This is a genomic window from Parapedobacter lycopersici, assembly GCF_024643285.1.
Classification (GTDB): domain Bacteria; phylum Bacteroidota; class Bacteroidia; order Sphingobacteriales; family Sphingobacteriaceae; genus Parapedobacter; species Parapedobacter lycopersici.
Map to the genome: position 1 here is coordinate 258571 of NZ_JAMSLW010000003.1, position 22055 is coordinate 280625.

Sequence of the window (22055 nt, forward strand, 5' to 3'; positions counted from 1 at the left end):
GCGATTGGCTACCGCAGCGCCAATTTTTCCAATGCCGCTTCGGTTGAGGCAACGAAATTAACGATCCGTCCCTTATTGCTTTCGTAAATAAAGTCGCGCAGGCTTTTGGATGGGAACCGGTCGAAATCACCTACAATGGCCAGACGCACACGATAATTGGAAAACTTTTGCAGTAGTTCCCCCGCAATACCGTTTTGCAGATCGAAAAAGGCAGGTGTGATATTTTTTTGATGGATAACAATGCTGTCGAATCCCTGATAATACAGGTTTCCCATTAGATCCAGGCCGTCAGCGGCATGGTGCAGCAGGATTTCGTCGGTGACAACCTCGGCGACTTTATTGTTACCCAGGAGATGTGTTACTATATTCATATCCGGTGATTCTTTTTCCAGTTGCGGTACGCCGTTTTCATGCAGTTCCCGCATGGCCGGTATCCCTGTTGCCGGGCTTCCTCCTCGGAACAAAAGAATACCCGGTTTTCCCTTTTCATATTTTTCCCTGATCCGCACCGCAGTGTACCATAAATCTTCAATGCACCATTACCGCCCCAGGAAATCTGTTTTTTCCGGATTAAACTTCGTAAGTTGCCCTCACTTATGTCGGTATGCCGTATCATTGATTGCTGCCATTTACCACCTTTCCCTCGTACTGGCTGCGGTGGGATTTCGGTGGCTAAACAGCGAATGTATCAAAAATAATCGGGGATTATCGGTAAATGGGCGGGCATCGGAGCGAAAAAAAAAATGAAGATGCGACGTGTACCAATGGGCGGCTTTTGGTACTTATCTATATTAAGCGGAAGTACACATGGATGCGAAACGGGCAAAAGTGCTTTTTGATAAATATATTCGGGGAACCTGTTCTCCCCGGGAACGAGAGCTATTGGAGCGGTTTTTAGACTCGTTTCAGGAGCGCGACACGTGGCCGGATGCTGAATTCGATGAGCCAACCCAGCGAAAGATCCTGGCAGGTATCCATGCCAAAATGGAAGACCGGCAACGGCGTAACAGGTCCCGTGGCATCTTTAGCCATCGGTGGGCCGGTATATTGAAATATGCCGCGGTGTTAGCCGGCTTGGCAATCGGGCTTTGGTGGTGGAAAGGCGTAAACAGTCATCATAATCAGCCGGCCACCCAGCTGGATAAAATTGTGCTGAAAACGAGTGCGGATACCTATAACGAGCTCGATATGGGGGTGAATGGTGAAATCCGTAATGCGGCCGGTGAACCCATCGCTTCCCAACAGGGCGATGTGGTAGTTTATCAATCGGGTAATACTACCGGTGAACCGGTGTATCACGAGCTGATTGTACCGATGGGCAAAACCTTTAAACTGATTCTTTCAGATGGAACTTCCGTCCACCTGAATTCAGGTACGGTTTTTCGGTTTCCGGTAAATTTTATTGCGGATTCCGACCGGCAGGTCTTTTTAAAGGGAGAGGCCTATTTTGAAGTTGCCAAGGATAAAAACCGCCCGTTTATCGTCAATGCCAATGACTTGGATATCCGGGTGCTGGGTACTCATTTTGTGGTGAGTTCGTATACCGGTTCGGTAAGCCACACCGTATTATTGGAAGGCAGTGTATCAGTAACTGAACATGGTAACGAGGATCAGCAGAATTCCAGGGTACTTGTCCCGGGGCAGAAGGCGACGCTGGTTTCGGGAAATATCGCGGTGGAGGAAGTTGATGTGACAGACTATACGGGCTGGCGGCAGGGCCTGTTAATATTCAATAATGAGGCCTTCGCTGAAATTATAAAGAAGATTGAGCGGAAATATAATGTGGTTATTCAGAATAACGATCCGGCACTGGGCGCAACCCGGTTTAATGGGAAGTTTAAGGATGAAACGCTGGCTGACTTATTGGAAACATTCAGGGCTAGTGCGGGATTTGATTTCCGTATCGCGGAAGATCGGGTAATTATAAATTAAGAACCAATATAACCTACACAAACAGGTATTGTGTATGGTCGTTTAGATTGAACGGCAATATTAATGGTGGACAAGTATCGTCTCGATGTACTGCACTGTGCATTGCGGGCGATATAGGCTATTAGACCCACTTTAGTGGAAATTAGTAAATGGCATGCTGACCAGTTTTAAGCTATAATCCGGCGCTTGAAACAGCGGAAGTAATCCGTCTGGACCCTTCATGCTTGGAGTAATAGGTAAGGAACATGACAGAATTGATTCTGAAAGATCAAATTTTGAGCGAAAATGGATGATAGGTATACCGATCAGGCGTTGTGGGAGTTGATGCGCAACGACGAAACCGCCGCGTTTGAAGAAATTTATAATCGTTATTCCAAGCGTATGTTTACGTATGCTGCCAATGTACTCCATAAACAGGACGTATGTGAAGATATTATTCAGGATGTTTTCGTTGATTTTTGGTCTAAGCGGAAAACAGCGCAGATTACCAATATTAAACCCTACCTTTTTCAGTCGGTCAAGTTTCAACTGCTTAAACATATGCGCAGCCAGCGGATTTCCGACGAGGACCTGACGCGACTGAATATCATTGATGTTTCCCTTGATGTTTCCCAACACCTTGAATTAGCCGAGCTGGAAGCGCTCATCCGTGACCGGGTTAATAAGCTTTCCCCGAAATGCCAACAAGTATTTGTAATGAGCCGCTACGATTTTAAATCGAATAAAGAAATTGCACTGGAACTGGGCGTTACGGAGCAAGCGGTAAAAAACCAAATCAGTAAAGCGCTTAAGTTCATCAGGCAGGAGCTTTATCCCCAGGAGATTATATTGCTTCTCTTTTTCCTGCTGATTTTCTGACCCCTGTATTTCACGTCTGACAAGCCTTATCTTTTAATTAATAAAAAAAATGCGGAATGACATGTACCGGTGCTTGTCTTTTGGTACTTACTATTGACAGCGCGCCAATGCGCTGCTGAAGGAACCAATTTTTATCTATCAATAAATGCCATGGAAAATAAATGATACCCTAGCTATTACACCTCTGTACAAATGAAACCAATTTTTGACCCTTATTTAAATTGACCATTATGCAAAAAAACAAGTCGGCTTTCCGGCACAGCGGCGAGCGTCTTATTAAGCTGTTTATGAAAAGGAGGTACCTGGTGCTGCCAGTACTTTTGTTTATGGGATTTTACGCTGAATCACATCCGCAGGATGATAAGATTACATTAAATGTAAATAACGCAACCATGGCGTATGTGCTTAACCAGATTGAATCCCAGAGCGACTTCTCCTTTTTTTACAAAACGGAAGAAATTGACCTTAACCGAAAAGTATCATTACACGTGAATCAAATGCCCATTGAGAAAATTCTGAAAATGATTTTCAACGATGGTTCAGTGTCATTCACCACGGTAAAAAATCAGATTGTTTTAAAAAAGAATGTATCCAATGTTTCCCGGGGAAGTGCCCGAATTGAAGAGGCACCGAATCAGGCCGTCCAGGTCGCGGTAAGTGGTACCGTCAAGGACGAAGGTGGAAACCCCATACCGAACGTTTCAGTCATGGAAGCCGGTACGGGTAATGGTGTCGGTACCAATAACGAAGGCAGCTATACGATTACGGTTTCAGGGAATGAGGCGGTACTGGTGTTTACCTCCGTAGGTTATACCAAACAGGAAATTATAGTGGGAAACCAGCGGTCCCTCCATGTGACCCTGTTGGACGATGTCCAAGCATTAAGTGAGATTATTGTGTTAGGCTATGCCTCACAGCAGAAGTCTGATTTAACGGGCGCAGTATCCACAGTGAATGCGGAAGATATTAATAATCTTCCCGCTACCAGTGTGGCTGAAACACTCCAGGGGCGTGTATCCGGCGTGCAGGTCGTTACCGGGTCCGGTGAACCGGGCGCAACCTCCGATATTGTGATCCGCGGTGGAGGATCTGTGAACGGGATGCCGCCTTTATTTATCGTGGACGGTATTCGCATGGGTACTAACTATAGTTTTAATAACCAGGATATTGAATCAATCGAAATCCTGAAGGATGCCAGCGCGGCAGCTATTTACGGTGCCCAGGCTGCGGGCGGCGTGGTATTGATACAGACCAAGCGCGGCGCGCGGGCCCAGGAAAAGATTAATGTGAATTTCGACGGTTATTACGGCATACGGAATGCCATTAATGTGATCCCGTTGTTGAATACCGAGCAGTATTTCAGGGCCCGCCGGGCTTTTGGTGCGGACGTATCGGCCTGGGGTAACCCGGCGGAATTACCCGATGTAAACTGGACAGATGTGCTGTTTAATCCGGGCGCTGACCAGAATTATTCCCTGTCACTTAATGGGGCCTCGGATAAGGCGAACTATTATGTGTCCGGTAATTATTTCCGGCAAAAAGGAGTCCGACTGGACAATTCCTTCGAACGTTATACGCTGCGGTTGAATTCGGACTACATCCTCGGTCCGAAATTAAGGGTAGGGGAGACCGTGTATCTTTACCGGAGTTATTCCAATCCGCCCGAGGCGGGCGGCACTTATTTCCGGTCGGTCCCGTCCATGGCTGTCCGGGATGCGGATGGCGCGTGGGGTGATTCCCCTGCAGGTGGTTATTTTAACGGCAGGAACCCTGCACAGCGCACATTGGGCGCACACGGAGGCACCGGTGAGCATGCTATAGAAGGCAACGTTTACCTTGATTATAAAATACTGGACGGGCTCAGTTTCCGTGCAACACTCGGTGCGTCCATTGGCAGCAGCCAGTATTCCCTCTTCAATGAGGCTTACAATACAGGTGCCCAAACCGGTCCGGCAAACCTAACTAAAACCTTCACTGCATGGGAAAATTATACGGCAAACTTTGTATTAAACTATACTAAAACCTTCGGCCTGCACGATATTAAGGCATTGGCGGGCTACGAGGTTTACCGTGAAGACCGTCATTATATGGAAGGTTATGCGGTTGATTTCGCAGTAAATGAGACACAATCGTTCTTTTTGAATACTGCGCTTGAGACACAGCGTGTTACCGGTGGTTTGTTTCCGGACTCACGGTTGCTTTCGCAATTTGGCCGGGTTAATTATTCCTTTAACAATAAATACCTCTTTTCTGCTACCATCCGCAGGGACGGTTCCGACCGGTTTGGCGCAGAAAATAAATGGGGGATATTTCCCGCATTTTCTGCCGGGTGGCGGATCAGCGAGGAACCATTTTTTAACGTGGATGCCATTTCTTCCCTGCAGCTCCGTGCCAGTTATGGATTGTTGGGGAATATCGGCGCAATTCCGCAATATTTATATCAGGGGTCATTCGGACCGCAGAACATTACCGGTTTAGCGGACGGATCCAAGGTCCAATCCTATGGCCGTAACCTGTCTATGCCCAATCCGCGGATCAAATGGGAAGAAGTAAAGACCACCGATGTGGGCGTGGATATTTCCTTCCTGACTAATCGACTGACGGTGACGGCGGACTGGTATCGGCGTATTACCCAGGATATGATCTATGCCGTTCCCGTGCCGCTATCAGCTGGATATGATGGAAATCCAGTGTTTACCAACATCGGCGAATTGAGTAACCAGGGTGTTGAGCTTGGTGTAAACTATCAGGCATCGATAGGTGATCTGACGATGAATTTAGGGGCTAACGGATCATATAATGAGAACAAGGTAATCAGTCTCGACGGTACGTCGAGCCAGGCGATCAATGCCGGCGAGGGAGGGCAATATTTGTCTAACCTGATTTCCCGGACTGTTCCCGGCCAACCACTTAGCCAATTTTATGGCTATGTTGTCGACGGTATTTTTGCGACGGATCAGGAAGTAGCTGACCGTGGCATCACGCAGACCGGTGCCGGAGCAGGTGACCTGATCTACCGTGATGTCAACGGTGACGGGATTATCACCGAGGAAGACCGTGATTTTATCGGGAATCCATGGCCAAAATTCAATTATGGACTCAATTTCAGCTTTAACTATAAGCGGTTTGATCTTTCCATGGCCTTTCAGGGTGTATTTGATATGGATATCTATAATGCGAACCGACATTACTCTGATTTTCTGGCGGGCGACTACAATACTTCCCCAGCGGTATTTGATGCATCTTTCTTTGATGGCAATGGGTTGACAGACCGGCCAAGGCTTGGGTTTACCAATGGGGCAGGCGACTATGTTCGGGATCCCAATGCCAATTATACCAAGATATCCAGTTACTTCGTAGAGAATGCCTCTTACCTCAAACTCCGCAACATACAGCTTGGGTATAATTTTTCCGGGGATTTCCTGGAGAAGCTGAACATGACGTCGGCAAGCATTTACGTTATGGCGCAGAATGTTTTCACCCTGACCAACTATACCGGAACTGATCCTGAAGTACTCGGAGAAGGGATTACGGCGAGGGGCATTGATAACAATAGCCGCTATCCTCAGACACGATTTGTCTCTTTGGGTGTCAAATTAGGCTTTTAGGCGCAACAGGTAAATCATCGTAACAACTTAAAGAAACACCATGAAAAAATACATAGTACTGCTGATGACCGGATTATTACTCGGCTGTAGCACAGACTTCTTAGAGCTTGAAGACCCGAATAACCTGGTGGAGTCAAATTACCCGACTTCAGCCGCTGATATCGAACAGCTGCTCCAGGGAGCATACGGCACGCAGCACGCTTTTGGCTTATATGGCCATACCATGCTTGCTAAGAACCTTTTTTGCTGGGACCATACACAGGACATGGCCTGGCTGGGTACACAGACCTGGATCAACCTTGCTCAGAACGATACACGGGCATCCGATCCATTTCTTCAGGATACCTGGAATGATTCCTACAAAGGGGTGCAACGCGCCAATACCATTTTGGAAATTGTTGAACGGTTCCGGACGGAGGATGCCCATGGGGTGACCCCGGAGCAGCTGAATACATTTGAAGGCCAGGCACATTACCTCCGGGCATGGTTTTATTTTAACCTGATATCGATTTGGGGCGAAACCTTTATTATTGATGGGCAGGGCAGGGATGGAGCAGGTGTGCCGCTGATTACCACGGTTGCCGGTTCTAATGACGAAACAGCGATTGGACGCTCATCCGTAGGGGAGGTCTGGGATTTTATTATTGGCGAACTGAAGCAAGCCGAATCATTGCTTGAAAACACTTCCTGGAGCGGTGCAGATATTTATAAAGTCAATGTCTGGTCAATCCGTGCATTTTTGGGTAAAGTGTATGCCTTTACGGATGATTGGCAATCAGCCCGAACCTATTTACAGGATGTTGTTGAAAACAGCGGCAAGTCCTTGGTGCCCTTTCAGGTATATAAGGATATGTTCAATGGTGAAAATGAATTTAACTCCGAGTCCCTGATTGAAATCCCGCTGACAGATGATGTTGGCGGCAATGCGAACACCGATCTGACAACGGGTTCCTGGATCGGAATGATCATTGCACCTTCGTGGGCAAACGACGCCGGGTCGCCTGTTGGATCGGGATGGTCAAACGCATTTCCCCATCGGAAGAACCTCAGACGCTTTGGCTATGGCCTGGCCCACTATTTCGATGCCGGTGTCACTGAGGCAAATGCCAATAACGTGCGTGCAGGCTATGTTGATGAGGCGAACGCGGTCCGGGAAAATAAATCCGTGGACCCCCGATTATGGGTAGCCATGCTGCAGCCCTATGTCGATTTTATGACAGTAGGAGGCATACAGCGTGCAATTTCCCATTACCATGACGGCGTCGAGGTTCAAATGGATGCCTGGAGTTTCCGCAAGTACGTATACTTAAAGAACAACCAGACTTCCGTGCGGAATTTCGGGGCGAATATTTATTTCCTGAGGCTTGCCGATGTGTACTTATTGTACGCGGAGGCGCTTATTGAGACCGGAGACCCTGTGCTCGGCCTGGAGTTTGTCAACAAGGTGAAAAGGCGGGCTTACGATTATCCGGTGGATGCCCCTTCTCCGGTGGATTATGCCAGTTTGACCAGTCAGACCATGGCCAATGATCCGGTATTGCAAAATGATCCGCTCAAATATGAACGATTTGCTGAACTTTTCGGCGAAGGTCATAAATGGTTTGATACCCGACGCTGGCAGACAGGTGCAGCAGAAGCCGCCTATTATGAAAGTGTCCGCGGTGGCAGCATAAACTGGGAAGATACGGATTATGCACAACCCATTCCGACGCTGGAAATCGAAACCAATCCGGCTATTGAGTTTGCTGATCAGAATCCTGGTTATTAAGTTACATGATCCACACACGTGCATACTCGTTAAAGCAGCCATCCGGTGATAGCTACATGACTCTATAGGCTGCTTTAGCTTTTCAAAAATATGAATGCGTTAATGAAAATACTGCTGACCTCGATCGGACTGATTGGGTTGTGCAATGCGTGCCGGGCGCAGGTGCCGCCACCGGAAGCACGGCTTTCAAACGGCATCCTTGAAGCAGTGGTCTACCTGCCCGATCCGACGAACGGGTATTATCGTGGCGGGCGGTTCGACTGGTCGGGAGTAATGCCCGAGTTAAAATACAAAGGGCACACTTTTTTTGGGCAATGGTTTGAAACCTACGATCCGTATGTCCATGATGCCATCGTCGGACCAGTTGAGGCATTTGACCCTATCGGTTACGCGGAGGCCAACGTGGGCGGGCCGTTTATAAAGGTTGGTGTTGGCGCACTAAACAAATTGGATACACTGCCTTATCATTTTGCTAAGCCTTATCCCATTGTTGATCATGGGACGTGGGATGTCGACACCGGTGAAGATTGCATTTCATTTACCCACGTATTGCGCAGGGGTCCATTTCCTTATGAATATAAGAAGGTAATCCGGCTGGTCGAAAATAGGATGGTTATTACGCATATGCTGATAAATGAAGGGACGGAAACCATGGAAAGCCAGGTGTTTGACCATAACTTCTTTGTCATAGACCAGGACAGCATCGGCCCGGGATATGTGGTCCGCTTTCCTTTTGCGATTAGCGCGCAGACTAACAGACTTGCGCCATTCGCAACAATTGAGGGTAGAGAGATCAGGTTTATCAAGGCATTAGGTCCGACAGACCACCCCAACCTACGATACATTACGGGCTACCGGCCAATAGCCGCAGACAACGATATCACCATCGAAAACAGGAACACAGGCGTGGGTGTCCGGATTACCTGTGATCGGCCGATCACTAAGCTGGATTTCTGGTCGGCCGCCAAAACGCTTTGCCCCGAACCTTATATCGAGGTGAACGTCGGGCCGGGCGAATCTTTCTCATGGACCATCACTTATGCATATTACACGTTGTAATCCACTCATCACAATGAACAAAGTATTCTTATATGCGTCCTTCGCTGTACTTAGTGTTTCTGCCTGCGATAACCCGGGTTCATCGCTGTATCAGACGGGCGATAACTGGCCCGCCTACGGAGGTAACAAAGCGGGAAACCGGTATTCGCCCCTCGACCAGATTAACCTGGGAAATGTCCGCGATCTGGAAGTCGCATGGATGTATCAGGCGCGAGACCCATTGGATTCCGCGGCTTCCGGGCAGCGCATCCGGGAGATACAATGCCAACCGGTTGTCATGGACGGTGTGCTGTATGGTACCACCCCTGAGCTGGCACTTTTTGCCGTTAATGCGGCAACGGGTGAGGCACTTTGGGAATTTTCACCGCCAATCGAAGGGAATCGAAACCGCGGTGTGATGTACTGGGAAAACGGCACCGACAAACGTATTTTTTATACGGTTGAAGCTGAACTTTATGGCATCGATGCCAAAACCGGTAAATTGATACCGACCTTTGGAACGAAAGGCGTTGTCGATCTGCGTGAAGGGCTGTCGACAGACCTGAAAAAGGACATCAGCAACGCACGTGTCCGGGCAACTTCGCCGGGTGTTATCTATAAGAACACGCTGATTATCGGATCGGCTGTTTCCGAATCCGGTGATGCTGCACCAGGGCATATCCGTGCATTCAATGTCGTTACTGGAAAACTGGAGTGGGTTTTCCGGACTATACCACATCCCGGTGAACCTGGTTTTGAAACATGGCCCGCTGCAGCACATCAGGAAATCGGCGGGGCCAACAGCTGGTCGGGTATGGTACTCGATGAAGCGAAAGGTGTGGTTTTTCTCGGTACCGGCTCGCCAGCGGCTGATTTTTACGGAGGTAACCGGCCTGGCCAAAATCTATTTGCAAATTGTATCCTTGCCCTGGATGCCAATGACGGCCGCTTAAAATGGTTTTTCCAGACCGTAAGCCATGATCTTTGGGATCGTGATATTCCGCTTCCGCCCAATTTTGCGTCGATTGAGCATAATGGAAAGCAGCAGAATGTAGTGGTACAGGCTACAAAAGAGGGATTTGTATATGTGCTGGATAGTGAAACAGGTGAATCACTTTTCCCAATAGAAGAATTGCCGGTGTCTACTGAGGGGTTGCCAGGGGAAACACCGTGGCCGACACAGAAATTCCCAACAAAGCCGAAGCCTTTTTCGCGGCAGGTTTATACCGAAGATGATATATCGGATATCTCGGAAACTGCCCGTGAGTATACCCGGAAAATCTATGAGCAATACCGTACCGATCATATGTATACCCCTCCAAGAGAGGGTGGTACGCTATTGTTTGGGTATAGTGGTGGTGCTGAGTGGGGAGGGAACGCGGTTGATCCTGATGGCATATTATACCAAAATTCGAATGATAATCCGTGGATCCTCGAAATGGTTGAGAATCCTCAATACAATAAGCGCAATACCGGGGAGCTACTTTCAGGTAGTGCACTTTATGCTGCTAATTGCGCAGCATGCCATGGTGTCGACCGTAAAGGAAACGGAACTGATTTTCCCAATATCAGTAATGTGAAGAACCAGTTTAGCCGCCTGCAGCTGCTTAATACGGTTACTAATGGTGTGGGCCGAATGCCATCTTTCCAGCACCTGTCGGCATATGATCGGCAAGCGATTGTAGATTTTCTGTGGGACGGGACCTCGCCTGAGCCACCGGCTTCTATTCTAAATGAACGGAATGAAGTAGTTAGCATTACTACCGATGTCGCTGATAGTGCTTTCGGATTCCAGCCAAGGTATGTGATCAAAGCCTGGACCAAGTTGTTCGACCCTGACGGGTACCCGGGAATAAAACCTCCGTGGGGCACACTGAATGCAATTGATCTGCGTACTGGCGAATACCTATGGCGCGTCCCACTGGGTGAATTTCCCGAGCTTACTGAAAAAGGGATACCGATTACCGGGACGGAAAGTTATGGCGGGCCAATTGTTACAGCTGGCGGACTTGTTTTTATTGCAGGTACAAAAGATGAACGGATCCGTGCATTCAATAAGAAAACGGGGGAGGTTGTATGGGAATATCAACTTCCCGCCGGCGGGTTTGCCACGCCGGTCACCTATGCGGTAAACGACCGGCAATACATTGCCATCGCGGCCGGTGGTGCGCGGGGCCAGCAGGCAGGTCATTATTATATCGCATTTGCATTGCCTGAATAGCAATATGGAAATCAATAACAAATTATAACAACGCATAATTATGAAGACAACAAGCAACATGGATCGCAGGGATTTATTAAAAGCGCTCGGTATTTGCTCCGCAACCGGAGCTATGGGACTATTTGGGCAGTCACGTGCACAGGGTGCCGTGGGGGAAACCCCAAACTACGGCAGAGGAATGGCTAAGGTAACAATCAGGGATGTCAAAGCAATAGCCACCGCGCCAAACAGAGCCAATTTGGTTGTTGTAAAAATTGAGACGTCCGAGCCGGGGTTGTATGGTTTAGGATGTGCTACATTCACACAGCGTGCAGGCGCTGTAGTAACCGCAATCGAAAAATACCTGAAACCATTTTGTATTGGGAAGGATGTTGACAACATTGAGGATATGTGGAATTCGTTCTATATCGATTCCTATTGGCGTAATGGCCCGGTATTGAATAACGCCATTAGTGGAATGGACCAGGCGTTATGGGACATCAAAGGTAAACGGGCTAATATGCCCGTTTACCAACTACTTGGTGGAAGATCGAGATTTGCGGTTCCAGCATACGCAGGAGCAGGAGGATCAACCCCCGAGGAAGTCGCCGAACAGGTACAGCAGCGTATGGAGCAGGGATTCCGTTACGTTCGGATGGGGACATCGGGTGGAGGCAATGCTCAGGGCGATTTTCAGGCTGCAGGTTATGGCTATGCAGGAGATCGTTACATGGATATCCCAGCTTACTTGCGAACAATGCCTAAGGTATTTGAGACCGTTAGAAAAGTGTGCGGTGATGAAATCGAATTGATGCACGACATACACGAGAAGATCCAGCCGATGGAAGCCATTACCCTGATGAATAACATAGCGCCTTATCGTCCGTTCTTCCTTGAAGATCCAGTATCGCCTGAGAACATGGGTTGGTTTAAGGAGATTAGGCAGAGCACGAATGTGCCAATCGCCATGGGTGAGCTTTTCAATAACATCAATGAATTCCTCGAGCCGATGGCTAATCGTTATTTTGACTTCATTCGGTGTCATATTTCACAGATTGGTGGATTGACACCAGCTATGAAAGTTGCCCGGTTAGGTGAGTGGTTCGGCATACGTACGGCTTGGCATGGTCCGGCTGATGTTAGTCCGGTTGGGCACGCTGTGCATGCGCATATCGATACAGCCATCTGGAATTTCGGTGTTCAGGAAATCCGTGATTTCACGGATGCGGAGCGAGAGGTGTTCCCAGGCGCACCAACTCACGAAAAGGGCTATATCCACATTAACGAGAATCCTGGTATCGGCGTCGACATAGATGAAAAAGAAGCAGCTAAATATCCGATCAGTTATCGGGGCTATTCACAGATCAGGAAGGCAGATGGTACGATTATCCGTCCATAGCTCAATTTAGTGCAGGCCGACGAATATATTAGTTAGTAGTAGTTAGTTAAAGTTGCCAGAGCGGAGTACACCAGATTTCTGGTACGCTCCGCTCTACTTTTTGTATTGCCTTTTCCAGCAAACAGGCGGCATTCGTTTGATGGAAACAAGCCGGCTATTGCCGGTGCTAATCCATCGTCTGCGGCTTACGTATTAAAACGTAAACCGCAGGCCAATGCCGAACCGCGCTGCCAGAAACTCACTGTCACCGTCATACAACAGAAATTTTGGCCGCCAGTCAAAAGACAGGGCAATCGGTGCCTTCGCAATTTTGTAATCAAGTCCTGCAGCAGGTACAATGCCAAAAGTGGCGTCGACATCTTCTTCAAAAAAGATATTTCCACCAATACCGAGGTACCATTGCAGTCCGTTCAGCTCACCAATGGGCTGATTGTACTGGTACATGGCCTGCAAGCTGGTTACCCCACCACCAAAGAGTAGCGCGGCCTCCCCGGCATGATTCGGTGCAAAAAAGTGCTTTACATGCGGGCCTACGAGGGTGACTCCCTCACCGACGTCAATGAGTAGGCCGGCTCCCGTGCGATACGGTTGTGCGGCGGATTGCGCAGTAGCGAAAAAGACAGTACAGATCAGGCAGCATGCCAGGGCAGCGCTAATAAACATCTTGGATTTCATGGTTGTTAATTAAAAATTAGTAAGGATTATTTTCGGAAAATCAGTGCAAAGGGCTCACCATCAAAGGTGATACTCAGTTGTAACGTTTGGTTATCATCATTTAGGGAGATGCCCAGGGGTTCCCGTTCACCGTCGGTAATTACGTAATAGGTGCCACCGTCGTTTTCCCAGGCGGCCGACTGGGACTCCGTTTGACAAGAGGCATCCGGCTGACCTGATGGTACTGAAATAAAGAGCGTGAGGTTGTTTTCGTTTACATCGAAACGAGTATCCTGGAAACAGGGTTCGTTCGTGACCTCAATAACCTCTTCGCCATTGTAAATGGCGCGTAACTGCCATGCCCCAATTAATGGGTCTTGCTGACCATTCGGCCCTTCGTCATCTTTTGAACAGGAGAGCACTGTAAATGCGGCGAGCGCCATCATAAAAAGGAAACGTTTCATAATCGTATGTTTCTGGGTTATGCGTTATTTATCTGTCAGATGCAAAGATAGTTTCCGGGAGTACACGGGTAAATCCCAGAAAACCAGTATTTCTTGTCCACGCAACGTAGTGGTTCAATGAAATGTCGGGACTGATATGCTGTAAAGCCTTCATTGCAAGCATGTTGGTTGATGTCGTCAGCACAGTGTTCCCGGTCGCACTGGGGAGTATTTGCCGCTGATGGCGTCCGTTATTGCACCGTTTGAATGCGATAAATGCCTGAGTTTGCCGGCAATGAGGAAAAGGCAGTTCGGTAGATGCCGAAAATAAACGGTAACTTTAGGTATGGTGTAAATGATTAAAGGAACTGTGCAATGAATAAAACGCATGTTGTATTGCTGTTAATGGCAACGTTATTTGCGGCCTGTAAGATCACGGAACGTATTGGGGACAACCGGTATATTTATGTGCAGCGGGAGGGGAGGGAAGCAAAAAACTGGAAACTTGTCTGGCATGACGAATTCGACGAAGCTGCACTCGATACATCCAAATGGTCGCGCATTACCCCGGGCACTTCCGACTGGAACCGGCACATGAGCATCGATGATCAGCTTTTCCGGTTGGATAGCGGGCAATTATACCTGTTGGGTATCAACAACCCGGATACGTCGGTTGACCATCGTCCGTATCTTACAGGGGGTATCCGGAGTAAAGGTAAATTTGCATTCCAGTACGGGAGGGTGGAAATCCGTGCAAAACTGGAAAATGCACAGGGAGCATGGCCGGCCCTGTGGATGCTTGCCGAACAGAACCGGTATGGCGCGTATCCGCGAAATGGTGAGATTGATATCATGGAACACCTGAACCACGATACGATTATTTACCAGACTACCCATTCCCACTATACACTCAATCTGAAGCAGACGGACCATCCACCCCATTCCGGCATAGCACCGTTTCAAGGTGACGGGTACCATGTCTTTGGTATTAACTGGTACCCGGACCGGATTGTATTCCAGCTGGATGGCCAAGATACCTTTACCTATCCCCGTCTCGCAGGCGTAGATCCCTCACAATGGCCCTATGACCAGCCGTTTTACCTGCTGATTGACCAGCAACTGGGCGGCAGCTGGGTAGGTGAGGTGGATCCTGCACAGCTGCCGGTACAACTGATCGTGGATTGGGTTAGGATATACCAATAGCCATACATTGGGAATGCGCGCTAGCCGCTAATGGGCGGCGGATACGTCAATTTTGTCAGTTGACATGTTATTTTTTAACATCAGGATAAAGGGTACGCAAATCAGGAACATGATCCCGATGTACAGGAATACGTCCATATACGAGAGGACAGCTGCCTGGCCCATAATGGATCCGTCCAGCGCGTGTAGTGCAGCTGCCCGTGCTTCGTTCGCGGCCATCCCGTGCTGCATAAAATTGGCGACCATTCCCTGGTATTTTTGCTGGAAAACTTCGTTTTCCGGATTGATATAACCAATCATATCGTTTCGGTGCAATGCGTTCTGGCGGGTCATGAACGTCGTGATCAGGGCGATGCCGAAAGAGCCACCGAGCTGGCGCATCATTCCGGTAAACGCCGCACCCTGACCGATTTGTTTCCCCCGCAAGGTAGACAGCGATAACGTAGTAACCGGAATAAACAACATACTCATTGCCAGGCCCCGCAGCATCAACATCCAGAAAAATGCGTCGTCACCGGTATCGGGTGTCAAAATGTGGTATCCCCACATACAAAAGATGAAAAACAGAAACATACCGGAAGCCGCCAGGTACTTTTGCCGGACACCCCGTTGGATGGCCTGACCGATGATGGGCATCATAAAGGCGGTCATCAATGAAGAAGGTACCATCAGCAGGCCTGCCTGGTAGGCCGTCCAGCCCAATGAATTCTGGGTGTATAACGGAATGATAAATGTAGATCCGTATAAGCCGAACCCGAGAATGAAGGAGAGTATCGTCCCGACACGCAGGTTACTGTTTTTTAACACCCGTAACTCCACAATGGGATTTTTATAGGTTAGTTCCCGCCAGATAAAGAGGTAGGCACATATACCGCATAAGATGGCGAATCCCAGAATCATGCCACTGGAGAACCAGTCTTCTTCCTGCCCGCGCTCCAGCACAAACTGGAGTGAGCCCACGGCACCGGCAAGAAACACGATCCCCCACCAATCGATCTGGCTTGCTGCCTGTTTTTCGCCGTATTTTGGACTTTTTATATACGTTAGCGTGAGCATGGTGGCGATGACACCAATAGGTAAATTGATGTAAAAGATATACGGCCAGCTGTAATGTTCCACGATATACCCGCCCAATGGCGGGCCAAGTGTGGGGCCTACAATAACCCCCAGGCCGTAAATTGCCTGGGCCATACCGCGTTTTTCTAACGGGTATGCCTCGGTAATAATGGTTTGCGAGGTCACCAGCAACGCCCCCCCACCTACACCCTGGAGAAAGCGGAAAAGCACGAGTTCCCACATCGTCGTGGCGTTCCCGCATAAAAAGGAACAGATCGTAAAAAGGACGATGGAGGCTGCGAAGTAATTACTCCGACCGAATTGCTGCGACAGAAAACTGGTTAACGGCACGACAATGACATTCCCAATCGCGTATGCCGTTATCACCCAACCAATCTCACTTAACGTGGCGCCCATGCTGCCGCGCATCTCGTTGAGTGCCACATTGATAATTGTAGTATCCACAATTTCCAGCAGGGCGCAGCAAACCGCAGTAATGGTCACTATTACCCTGCGGAAACCGTATTCGACTGTTAAGTCCTGTTGCATGGTATCAGTTAAGGTATACGTCTACCAGCACATTCATCCCGGTCCGGATTTTCTCAATAAAATTTGCATTGCCCGGTTCCCGGTCAAAATCAATGCGGACCGGCAGCCGCTGCACCACTTTCACAAAATTACCTGAAGCGTTATCCGGCGGCAAAAGCGACTGGACAGCGCCAGTAGCAGGGGAGAAGGAGGCGATCGTTCCCTGCAGTGTGGTGTCGGGATATGCATCTACCTGGATAGCTACTTTCTGTCCGACATGCATGTGGGTCAGCTGGGTTTCCTTAAAATTCGCAACAACCCACTTGTCTGTGGCCGGTACAATATGAAACAAGGATTGGCCGGTGGCCAGAAACTGGCCGGGCTGCAGGTTAACCTTGCCTACCTGACCGTCTACAGCGGCCGTAATTACGGTATACGAAAGGGTCAGGCGTGCGGCATCCACCTCGGCCTCGCGCTGTCTGATCAACGCATTGGCTACCTGGGTCTGGCTGCTGCTTACTGACTTCTGCCGGCTCACCGCATCCACCTGCCGTGCGGCGGACTGTCGTTGTGACTCCAGAATATCGAGTCGTTTTTCAGCCAGCTGCCTGGTGGCCAGGGCCTGCTCATATTGCTGCTGGGTAATGCTGTGATCGGCGATGAGGTTGGCATACCGTTCAAAATCTTTTTCAGCGCGCCAAAGATCAATTTTCGCTGATTCAATCTGGGCCTCCACCGTCCCGATATTGACTTCGGATGTGCTGATGTTCGCCTGTGCCACGGCTACGCCTGCGCCCGCTGCAATGACATTGCTTTTTGCCGATTCAAGCATTGCCTCTGCCTGCGCAAGTTTTATCTGGAAATCCCGGTTATCGAGAACTACCAGGGTGTCACCTGCATGTACTTGTTCATTATCCTTGACCCTGACTTCCCGGATGTAGCCCGATATCCGCGGAATTACCGGACTGATTACCGAGACTACCTGCGCGTCATCGGTTTCCTCGTGGTGCTGTGCATGGAGGTATTTGATAATACCATAAGTGCCGCCGGTTAAAATAAGTACGATAAAAACGAGGGCGAACCGCCTGTTTCCTGATTTTTTCCCGGCCGCTTCGGTCGGATGCTGTTGAGTTGTTTCCATTACTTATTGTGATACCTGTTGATGGGATTGTTCGTTTTGCTGCGATGTTAACGGTGAATACTGGGCGACTGTGATGCCCGCGCGTTCATGAAGCTGATAGTACGAAACCAGGGCATCGGCCTTCGCATATTCATAATCGATGTGGGTCTGTAACCTGGCTACGTCCGCATCCAGCAGATCAGTTGTGGTCGCCAGGCTATTGTCATATTTATTTTTGGTTATCCGGAAATTTTCATCGGCCTGCACCATCGCTTTCTGGCAGACGGTTATTTTTTTCAGGCTTTGATCCAGGTCCTGGTAGGCTTGATGAATTTCGATTTTGATGTCGTCCTGCAGTTGTTCCCGGTTCCAATTCAAGACTTCCTCCCGCGCACGTGCCCGCCGCACGGTTGCACCCGCTTTATATAGCGAAGCCAGGTTATAGCTTAATCCTGCACCTGCATTCATGGCATTGGTCACGGTTAGCGCATGGGGGACATTAACTGCTACGTAGCCCGCACGCAACGCCAGGGTGGGGTAGTAACTGCTTTTTGCCCCCGTTACTGCGGCGTGTGCTGCAAGGATTCTGTTTTCCAGTGCTTTTTCATCGGCGCGATGGTCCAGCGCCGTTTGTTCCCAGTCCATGAGCGTACCGGTAGTTGCACGCCCCTCCACTGCGGTGCTGTCAAGTAGCAGCGGGGTATTTTCAGCGATCCCCAGCATAAGGTCAAAATTGTAGTTGGATATCTGCTCCTCATTTTTTGCAGTCAACAACGCCAATTCCAGGTTGCTTTCCTGCAACTGTACCTTTAACAGGTCGTTACGTGCTACCAGGCCGTTTGCCTCCATATTAATAAAGTCGGCCACCCTCCGGTTTGAAGACCGCAGGTTCTCTTCCACTAATTTGACAGCGGCCTGGGCCTTATACAGGTTAACGTATGCCGCAACGGTATTTTGTATTACCTGCTGCCTGTTGTCTTCGGCATCCAGTTCAGCCGCTTTTTCGAGGTATTTAGCTGATGCGATTCCACTGCTGATCCGCCCGCCAGAGAATAGGGGCAAGGTAGCAGTAGCCATTCCAAACATGGCCTGACTGACGTTTGGCGCAGCAGTACCCTGCTCTGCTTCACCGTCGGTCTCCTGGGTGCCGCCGATTTTCAGCTGCATGTTCGGCTTATTTACCCGGAGGTATTGCCCCGATACATCGATGTCGGGCAGCCGGTGGTTTTTTGCCTCTTTCACCGTTGCAATGGCCTCATCAATTTGGCTGTCTGCTATTTTCAACGCATGACTGTGGTCCAGGCTTAACGCAATGGCCTCTTCCAGGCCCAATGCCCGCGACTGGCCATAGGCCGTTGCCGCTCCAGGACCGATCAGGCTAACCGCAACCAGTAAGCCGGTACTGATTCGTCTACAGTATAATTGGATTATCTTCATTTGAACAGCTTAATTTGTTTACGTTATTGTCCTTCATCAATGGTCAGGTACGCGATGAACATGCGTTTCAGGTGTTTTCGTAATGCATTTATACGGTTCTTTTTAGCGATTTCCTTTTCTTCAGCAGTCCATTGTGTATGTTCCATTTCATACCGGTGGTTGGCCAGATTCTGATTGACACTGCCGATTAACACGGACGACATAAAAAAGACATCTACGTCTTTCCGGAATACGCCGAGACGCTGTCCGTTTTTCACGGCTTTTTCCACCAGCCTCCGGTTGGTTGTCTTCAACTCGTAGATCATGTCGAATAATGGCCCTTCTTTGATAACGCTCGATTCGCGCATCATCAGCCGGTGGAACAACTGATGTTGTACCAGCATGTCAATGAAAATATCAATGAATTTTTCGACCTTTTCGATGGGTGAATGCGTTTTCTCGTAAATGATGTCACGCAGTATCTCCCGCATCGTGCTGAAACGATGAATAAAAATAGCTTCCAGCAACTTATCTTTTGAACCGAAGTAATAGGATACCATGGCAACGTTTACCTCGGCTGCCCGAGCAATATCGCGTATCGAGGTCTTATGATAACCATGATCCGCAAAAAGCGCCAGTGCGACGTCCATGATCTGCCGTTGTTTTTCACTATATTCCATCTTGCTGACTTTGATGGTACAAAACTAAACAAACGTTTAATTTAAACAACTGTTTGATTTTTTTACTCAGACAAGTGTGTGTGGTAACGTGTTGTTTTATAGTATTTTAATATGTATTTTTATTTGTCAGATTAGCGTAAAATCGTACGGTAACTATTGGATACAGGATGATTACGCTGGAAGTTGCCTTTTAGTTTATGGTTGCGTGTAACGTTCAGCAGCACTGAAACCGGAAGGAATGGGTGCTGATTTTTTCCTGAGCGATATGCTGGATTAACAATTTAATAACGAATTGTTGATTATCCGTTCACCACGCACTTGATAGTTTTGCGTCATGCGTAACATGCATGAATTGCCTAGTGAATCAGCCGAGCTGATCGCCCTTGCTTCGGGAGATGCCGCTGCATTTAATGCCGTTTACCGGCGTCATTATAAAGCGGTTTACGCCAATATTTTCAAACTGGTAAAAAAAACGGAACATGCCGAGGATATTTTGCAGGACGTGTTTGTGTCGCTTTGGCAAAATCGTTTTAAAATCCGGTCCGACCGGCCGGTAGCGGGGTGGCTATTCGTCGTAAGCTACCATAAGGCACTCACTTTTTTAAAACAGGCGGTACGGCGACCGGAGGAATACGTGGACAGTTATGTCCGGTTTGAGTCGTTACTGGACGACGAAACGCACGACGAGGCTGTCTTTGAACAGCGGTTGAATGCCATCGAAGAAGCAGTTGAATCACTTTCTGCCCGGCGTAAAGCAGTGTTCCGGCTGTGCCGGCTCGAGGGGAAGACAAACGAAGAAGCCGCGGACATGCTCGACCTCTCCACCGAGACGGTAAAAGATTATTTGAAACACGCTACCAAGGCCATAAAGGTATATATCGGTGCTAAATATCCGCAACACCTCGCGGAAATAGCGGTATTGTTCATGCTACTGTCCAATTGATCTTTTTGTTAAGATAACTTAACGATTGTTTAACCTGATTACCCACCCCCTTTTTCCAGCCTTATCGTATTTATTATTGAAATGACAAACAGGAATCTACAGCAGTTGATTGAAAAGTTTTGGTCGGGAAAGGCTTCTGAAGAGGAAAGGCACATCTTGCTGGATTACCTTCACCGTCATCGGGAGCTGCGAACCCTGATGGAGCGTACATATATGCGGAACGACCATTCGGAAAAGCAACCCATCATCGACGTGCCGCAATCCGATACGTGGTTACAGCGTATACACGTTCGGGCGGGAATAACCGGTCAGACAGCCCAACGCACACGGATTAGACCAGTCCTGTGGATTTCTGCTGCTGCGATGCTTGTGTTAAGTCTGGCGGTTGGGCTAACGCTGCACATCGTGTCTCGCCCGGAACAAATCCCGCAGGAACAGGCGATGGTTGTTCCCGCACCGATCACTCATCAGAATACGGGACAGGAAGCGAAGCTGATTTCACTGCCGGACAGTTCTGTTGTCCGCCTTTCGCCGAACAGTGAACTCACGTATTCTTCCGAATACGGAAGCAACGCCCGGGGAGTCCGGTTAAGCGGTAGGGCCATTTTCAAGGTGATGCCGAATCGGGAGAAGCCATTTACCGTATATGCTAATGGGTTCGCCACTACGGCATTGGGTACCGAATTCATTGTCAGCACCCGGGAAGCAGGTAAAACGATGATCCAACTGTTATCCGGAAAAGTTGTGGTCACTTCTACCCGGTCCGCCCCATTTGTGATGACAGCTACTTATCTCAAACCCGGTGATGAACTCCGCATCGATGCGCTGGAAGAGACACTTTCCATGACACATACCCCGTCACAGGGTTCCGGCAACGTCAGGGGCCCGCTAAAAAGCAGGGTAGTTGCCGAAACCCTGCAGTTCAGCCGGACTCCCCTGGTAGATGTATTCCAGCGGCTGGCCGAAGCACGGGGGATACGCATCACGGTGCAGGGAACCCGTTTGAAGGGGCTGTCGTTTTCCGGTGCTTTTTTGCCAACGGATTCGCTTGAAACCATGCTGTCCATTGTATGCACCATGAATGATTTGAATTATCGATATGAAAAAGATGACCACATTGTAATTACCAACAAGTAAATACCGAGATTTTCCAGGTTGCAAAAGACAGCTTTTTAAGCTGAATGGGATGCCTTTGCACTACGAAAACCG

The 22055-nt window shown here is 48.8% G+C and carries 18 protein-coding genes; 10 read left to right on the plus strand and 8 right to left on the minus strand.

The features are described 5' to 3' along the window. Positions 1–8: 8 nt before the first annotated feature. Both NEV57_RS07945 and NEV57_RS07950 read right to left on the minus strand, forming a co-directional pair. A complete protein-coding gene (locus tag NEV57_RS07945; RefSeq protein WP_257657778.1) occupies positions 9–371 on the minus strand; it encodes a DUF4180 domain-containing protein in 363 nt (120 codons plus the stop codon). Then, positions 368–616 carry an Ada metal-binding domain-containing protein gene (locus NEV57_RS07950; RefSeq protein WP_257657779.1) on the minus strand — a complete coding sequence of 83 codons (249 nt, stop codon included), beginning with the start codon at positions 614–616 and terminating at the stop codon, positions 368–370. The genes NEV57_RS07945 and NEV57_RS07950 overlap by 4 nt, the downstream gene beginning before the upstream one ends. 191 nt (positions 617–807) lie before the next feature. Here NEV57_RS07950 and NEV57_RS07955 point away from each other — a divergent pair, with 191 nt between their 5' ends. From NEV57_RS07955 to NEV57_RS07985, 7 genes are all read left to right on the plus strand, one after another. Beyond that, positions 808–1932 carry a FecR family protein gene (locus NEV57_RS07955; protein ID WP_257657780.1) on the plus strand — a complete coding sequence of 375 codons (1125 nt, stop codon included), beginning with the start codon at positions 808–810 and terminating at the stop codon, positions 1930–1932. A gap of 285 nt (positions 1933–2217) precedes the next feature. After that, positions 2218–2790 (plus strand): RNA polymerase sigma-70 factor, encoded by a 573-nt coding sequence (locus tag NEV57_RS07960; protein ID WP_257657781.1) that lies wholly within the window; start codon positions 2218–2220, stop codon positions 2788–2790. A gap of 230 nt (positions 2791–3020) precedes the next feature. Beyond that, positions 3021–6398, plus strand: coding sequence for a TonB-dependent receptor (locus NEV57_RS07965; protein WP_257657782.1), 3378 nt, complete (start codon positions 3021–3023; stop codon positions 6396–6398). 40 nt (positions 6399–6438) lie between these two features. Beyond that, the gene (locus NEV57_RS07970) at positions 6439–8166 is read left to right on the plus strand and encodes a RagB/SusD family nutrient uptake outer membrane protein (RefSeq protein ID WP_257657783.1); all 1728 of its coding nucleotides are present in this window, start codon (positions 6439–6441) and stop codon (positions 8164–8166) included. Positions 8167–8268: 102 nt separating this feature from the next. Beyond that, entirely contained in the window at positions 8269–9225 is a 957-nt protein-coding gene (locus NEV57_RS07975) for an aldose epimerase family protein (protein WP_257657784.1), read from the plus strand. 13 nt (positions 9226–9238) lie between these two features. Beyond that, positions 9239–11425, plus strand: coding sequence for an outer membrane protein assembly factor BamB family protein (locus NEV57_RS07980; protein ID WP_257657785.1), 2187 nt, complete (start codon positions 9239–9241; stop codon positions 11423–11425). A 112-nt stretch (positions 11426–11537) separates the two neighbouring features. After that, entirely contained in the window at positions 11538–12803 is a 1266-nt protein-coding gene (locus tag NEV57_RS07985; protein WP_257657786.1) for an enolase C-terminal domain-like protein, read from the plus strand. Positions 12804–12995: 192 nt separating this feature from the next. Here the strand turns inward: NEV57_RS07985 and NEV57_RS07990 are convergent, their stop codons facing one another. Together NEV57_RS07990 and NEV57_RS07995 are read right to left on the minus strand one after the other, a co-directional pair. After that, entirely contained in the window at positions 12996–13478 is a 483-nt protein-coding gene (locus tag NEV57_RS07990; RefSeq protein ID WP_257657787.1) for a hypothetical protein, read from the minus strand. Positions 13479–13504: 26 nt separating this feature from the next. After that, entirely contained in the window at positions 13505–13921 is a 417-nt protein-coding gene (locus tag NEV57_RS07995; protein ID WP_257657788.1) for a lipocalin family protein, read from the minus strand. Positions 13922–14275: 354 nt separating this feature from the next. Here NEV57_RS07995 and NEV57_RS08000 point away from each other — a divergent pair, with 354 nt between their 5' ends. Next, entirely contained in the window at positions 14276–15103 is an 828-nt protein-coding gene (locus NEV57_RS08000; protein ID WP_257657789.1) for a glycoside hydrolase family 16 protein, read from the plus strand. 27 nt (positions 15104–15130) lie between these two features. On the opposite strand, the gene NEV57_RS08005 is transcribed toward NEV57_RS08000, so the two are convergent. The 4 genes from NEV57_RS08005 to NEV57_RS08020 are packed head-to-tail and all read right to left on the minus strand — an operon-like array spanning position 15131 to position 19903. Then, on the minus strand, positions 15131–16708 hold the full coding sequence (locus NEV57_RS08005) for a DHA2 family efflux MFS transporter permease subunit (protein ID WP_257657790.1): 1578 nt from the start codon (positions 16706–16708) through the stop codon (positions 15131–15133). Positions 16709–16712: 4 nt separating this feature from the next. Further along, on the minus strand, positions 16713–17828 hold the full coding sequence (locus tag NEV57_RS08010; RefSeq protein ID WP_257657791.1) for an HlyD family secretion protein: 1116 nt from the start codon (positions 17826–17828) through the stop codon (positions 16713–16715). A gap of 3 nt (positions 17829–17831) precedes the next feature. Then, positions 17832–19244, minus strand: a complete 1413-nt coding sequence (locus NEV57_RS08015) for a TolC family protein (protein WP_257657792.1) — start codon at positions 19242–19244, stop codon at positions 17832–17834. A gap of 23 nt (positions 19245–19267) precedes the next feature. Next, entirely contained in the window at positions 19268–19903 is a 636-nt protein-coding gene (locus NEV57_RS08020) for a TetR/AcrR family transcriptional regulator (protein WP_257657793.1), read from the minus strand. Positions 19904–20237: 334 nt separating this feature from the next. Here NEV57_RS08020 and NEV57_RS08025 point away from each other — a divergent pair, with 334 nt between their 5' ends. Further along, a complete protein-coding gene (locus NEV57_RS08025; RefSeq protein ID WP_257657794.1) occupies positions 20238–20846 on the plus strand; it encodes an RNA polymerase sigma factor in 609 nt (202 codons plus the stop codon). Positions 20847–20927: 81 nt separating this feature from the next. Beyond that, complete coding sequence (locus NEV57_RS08030; RefSeq protein ID WP_257657795.1) at positions 20928–21983, plus strand: FecR family protein; 1056 nt, start codon at positions 20928–20930, stop codon at positions 21981–21983. The last annotated feature ends 72 nt before the right edge of the window (positions 21984–22055 follow it).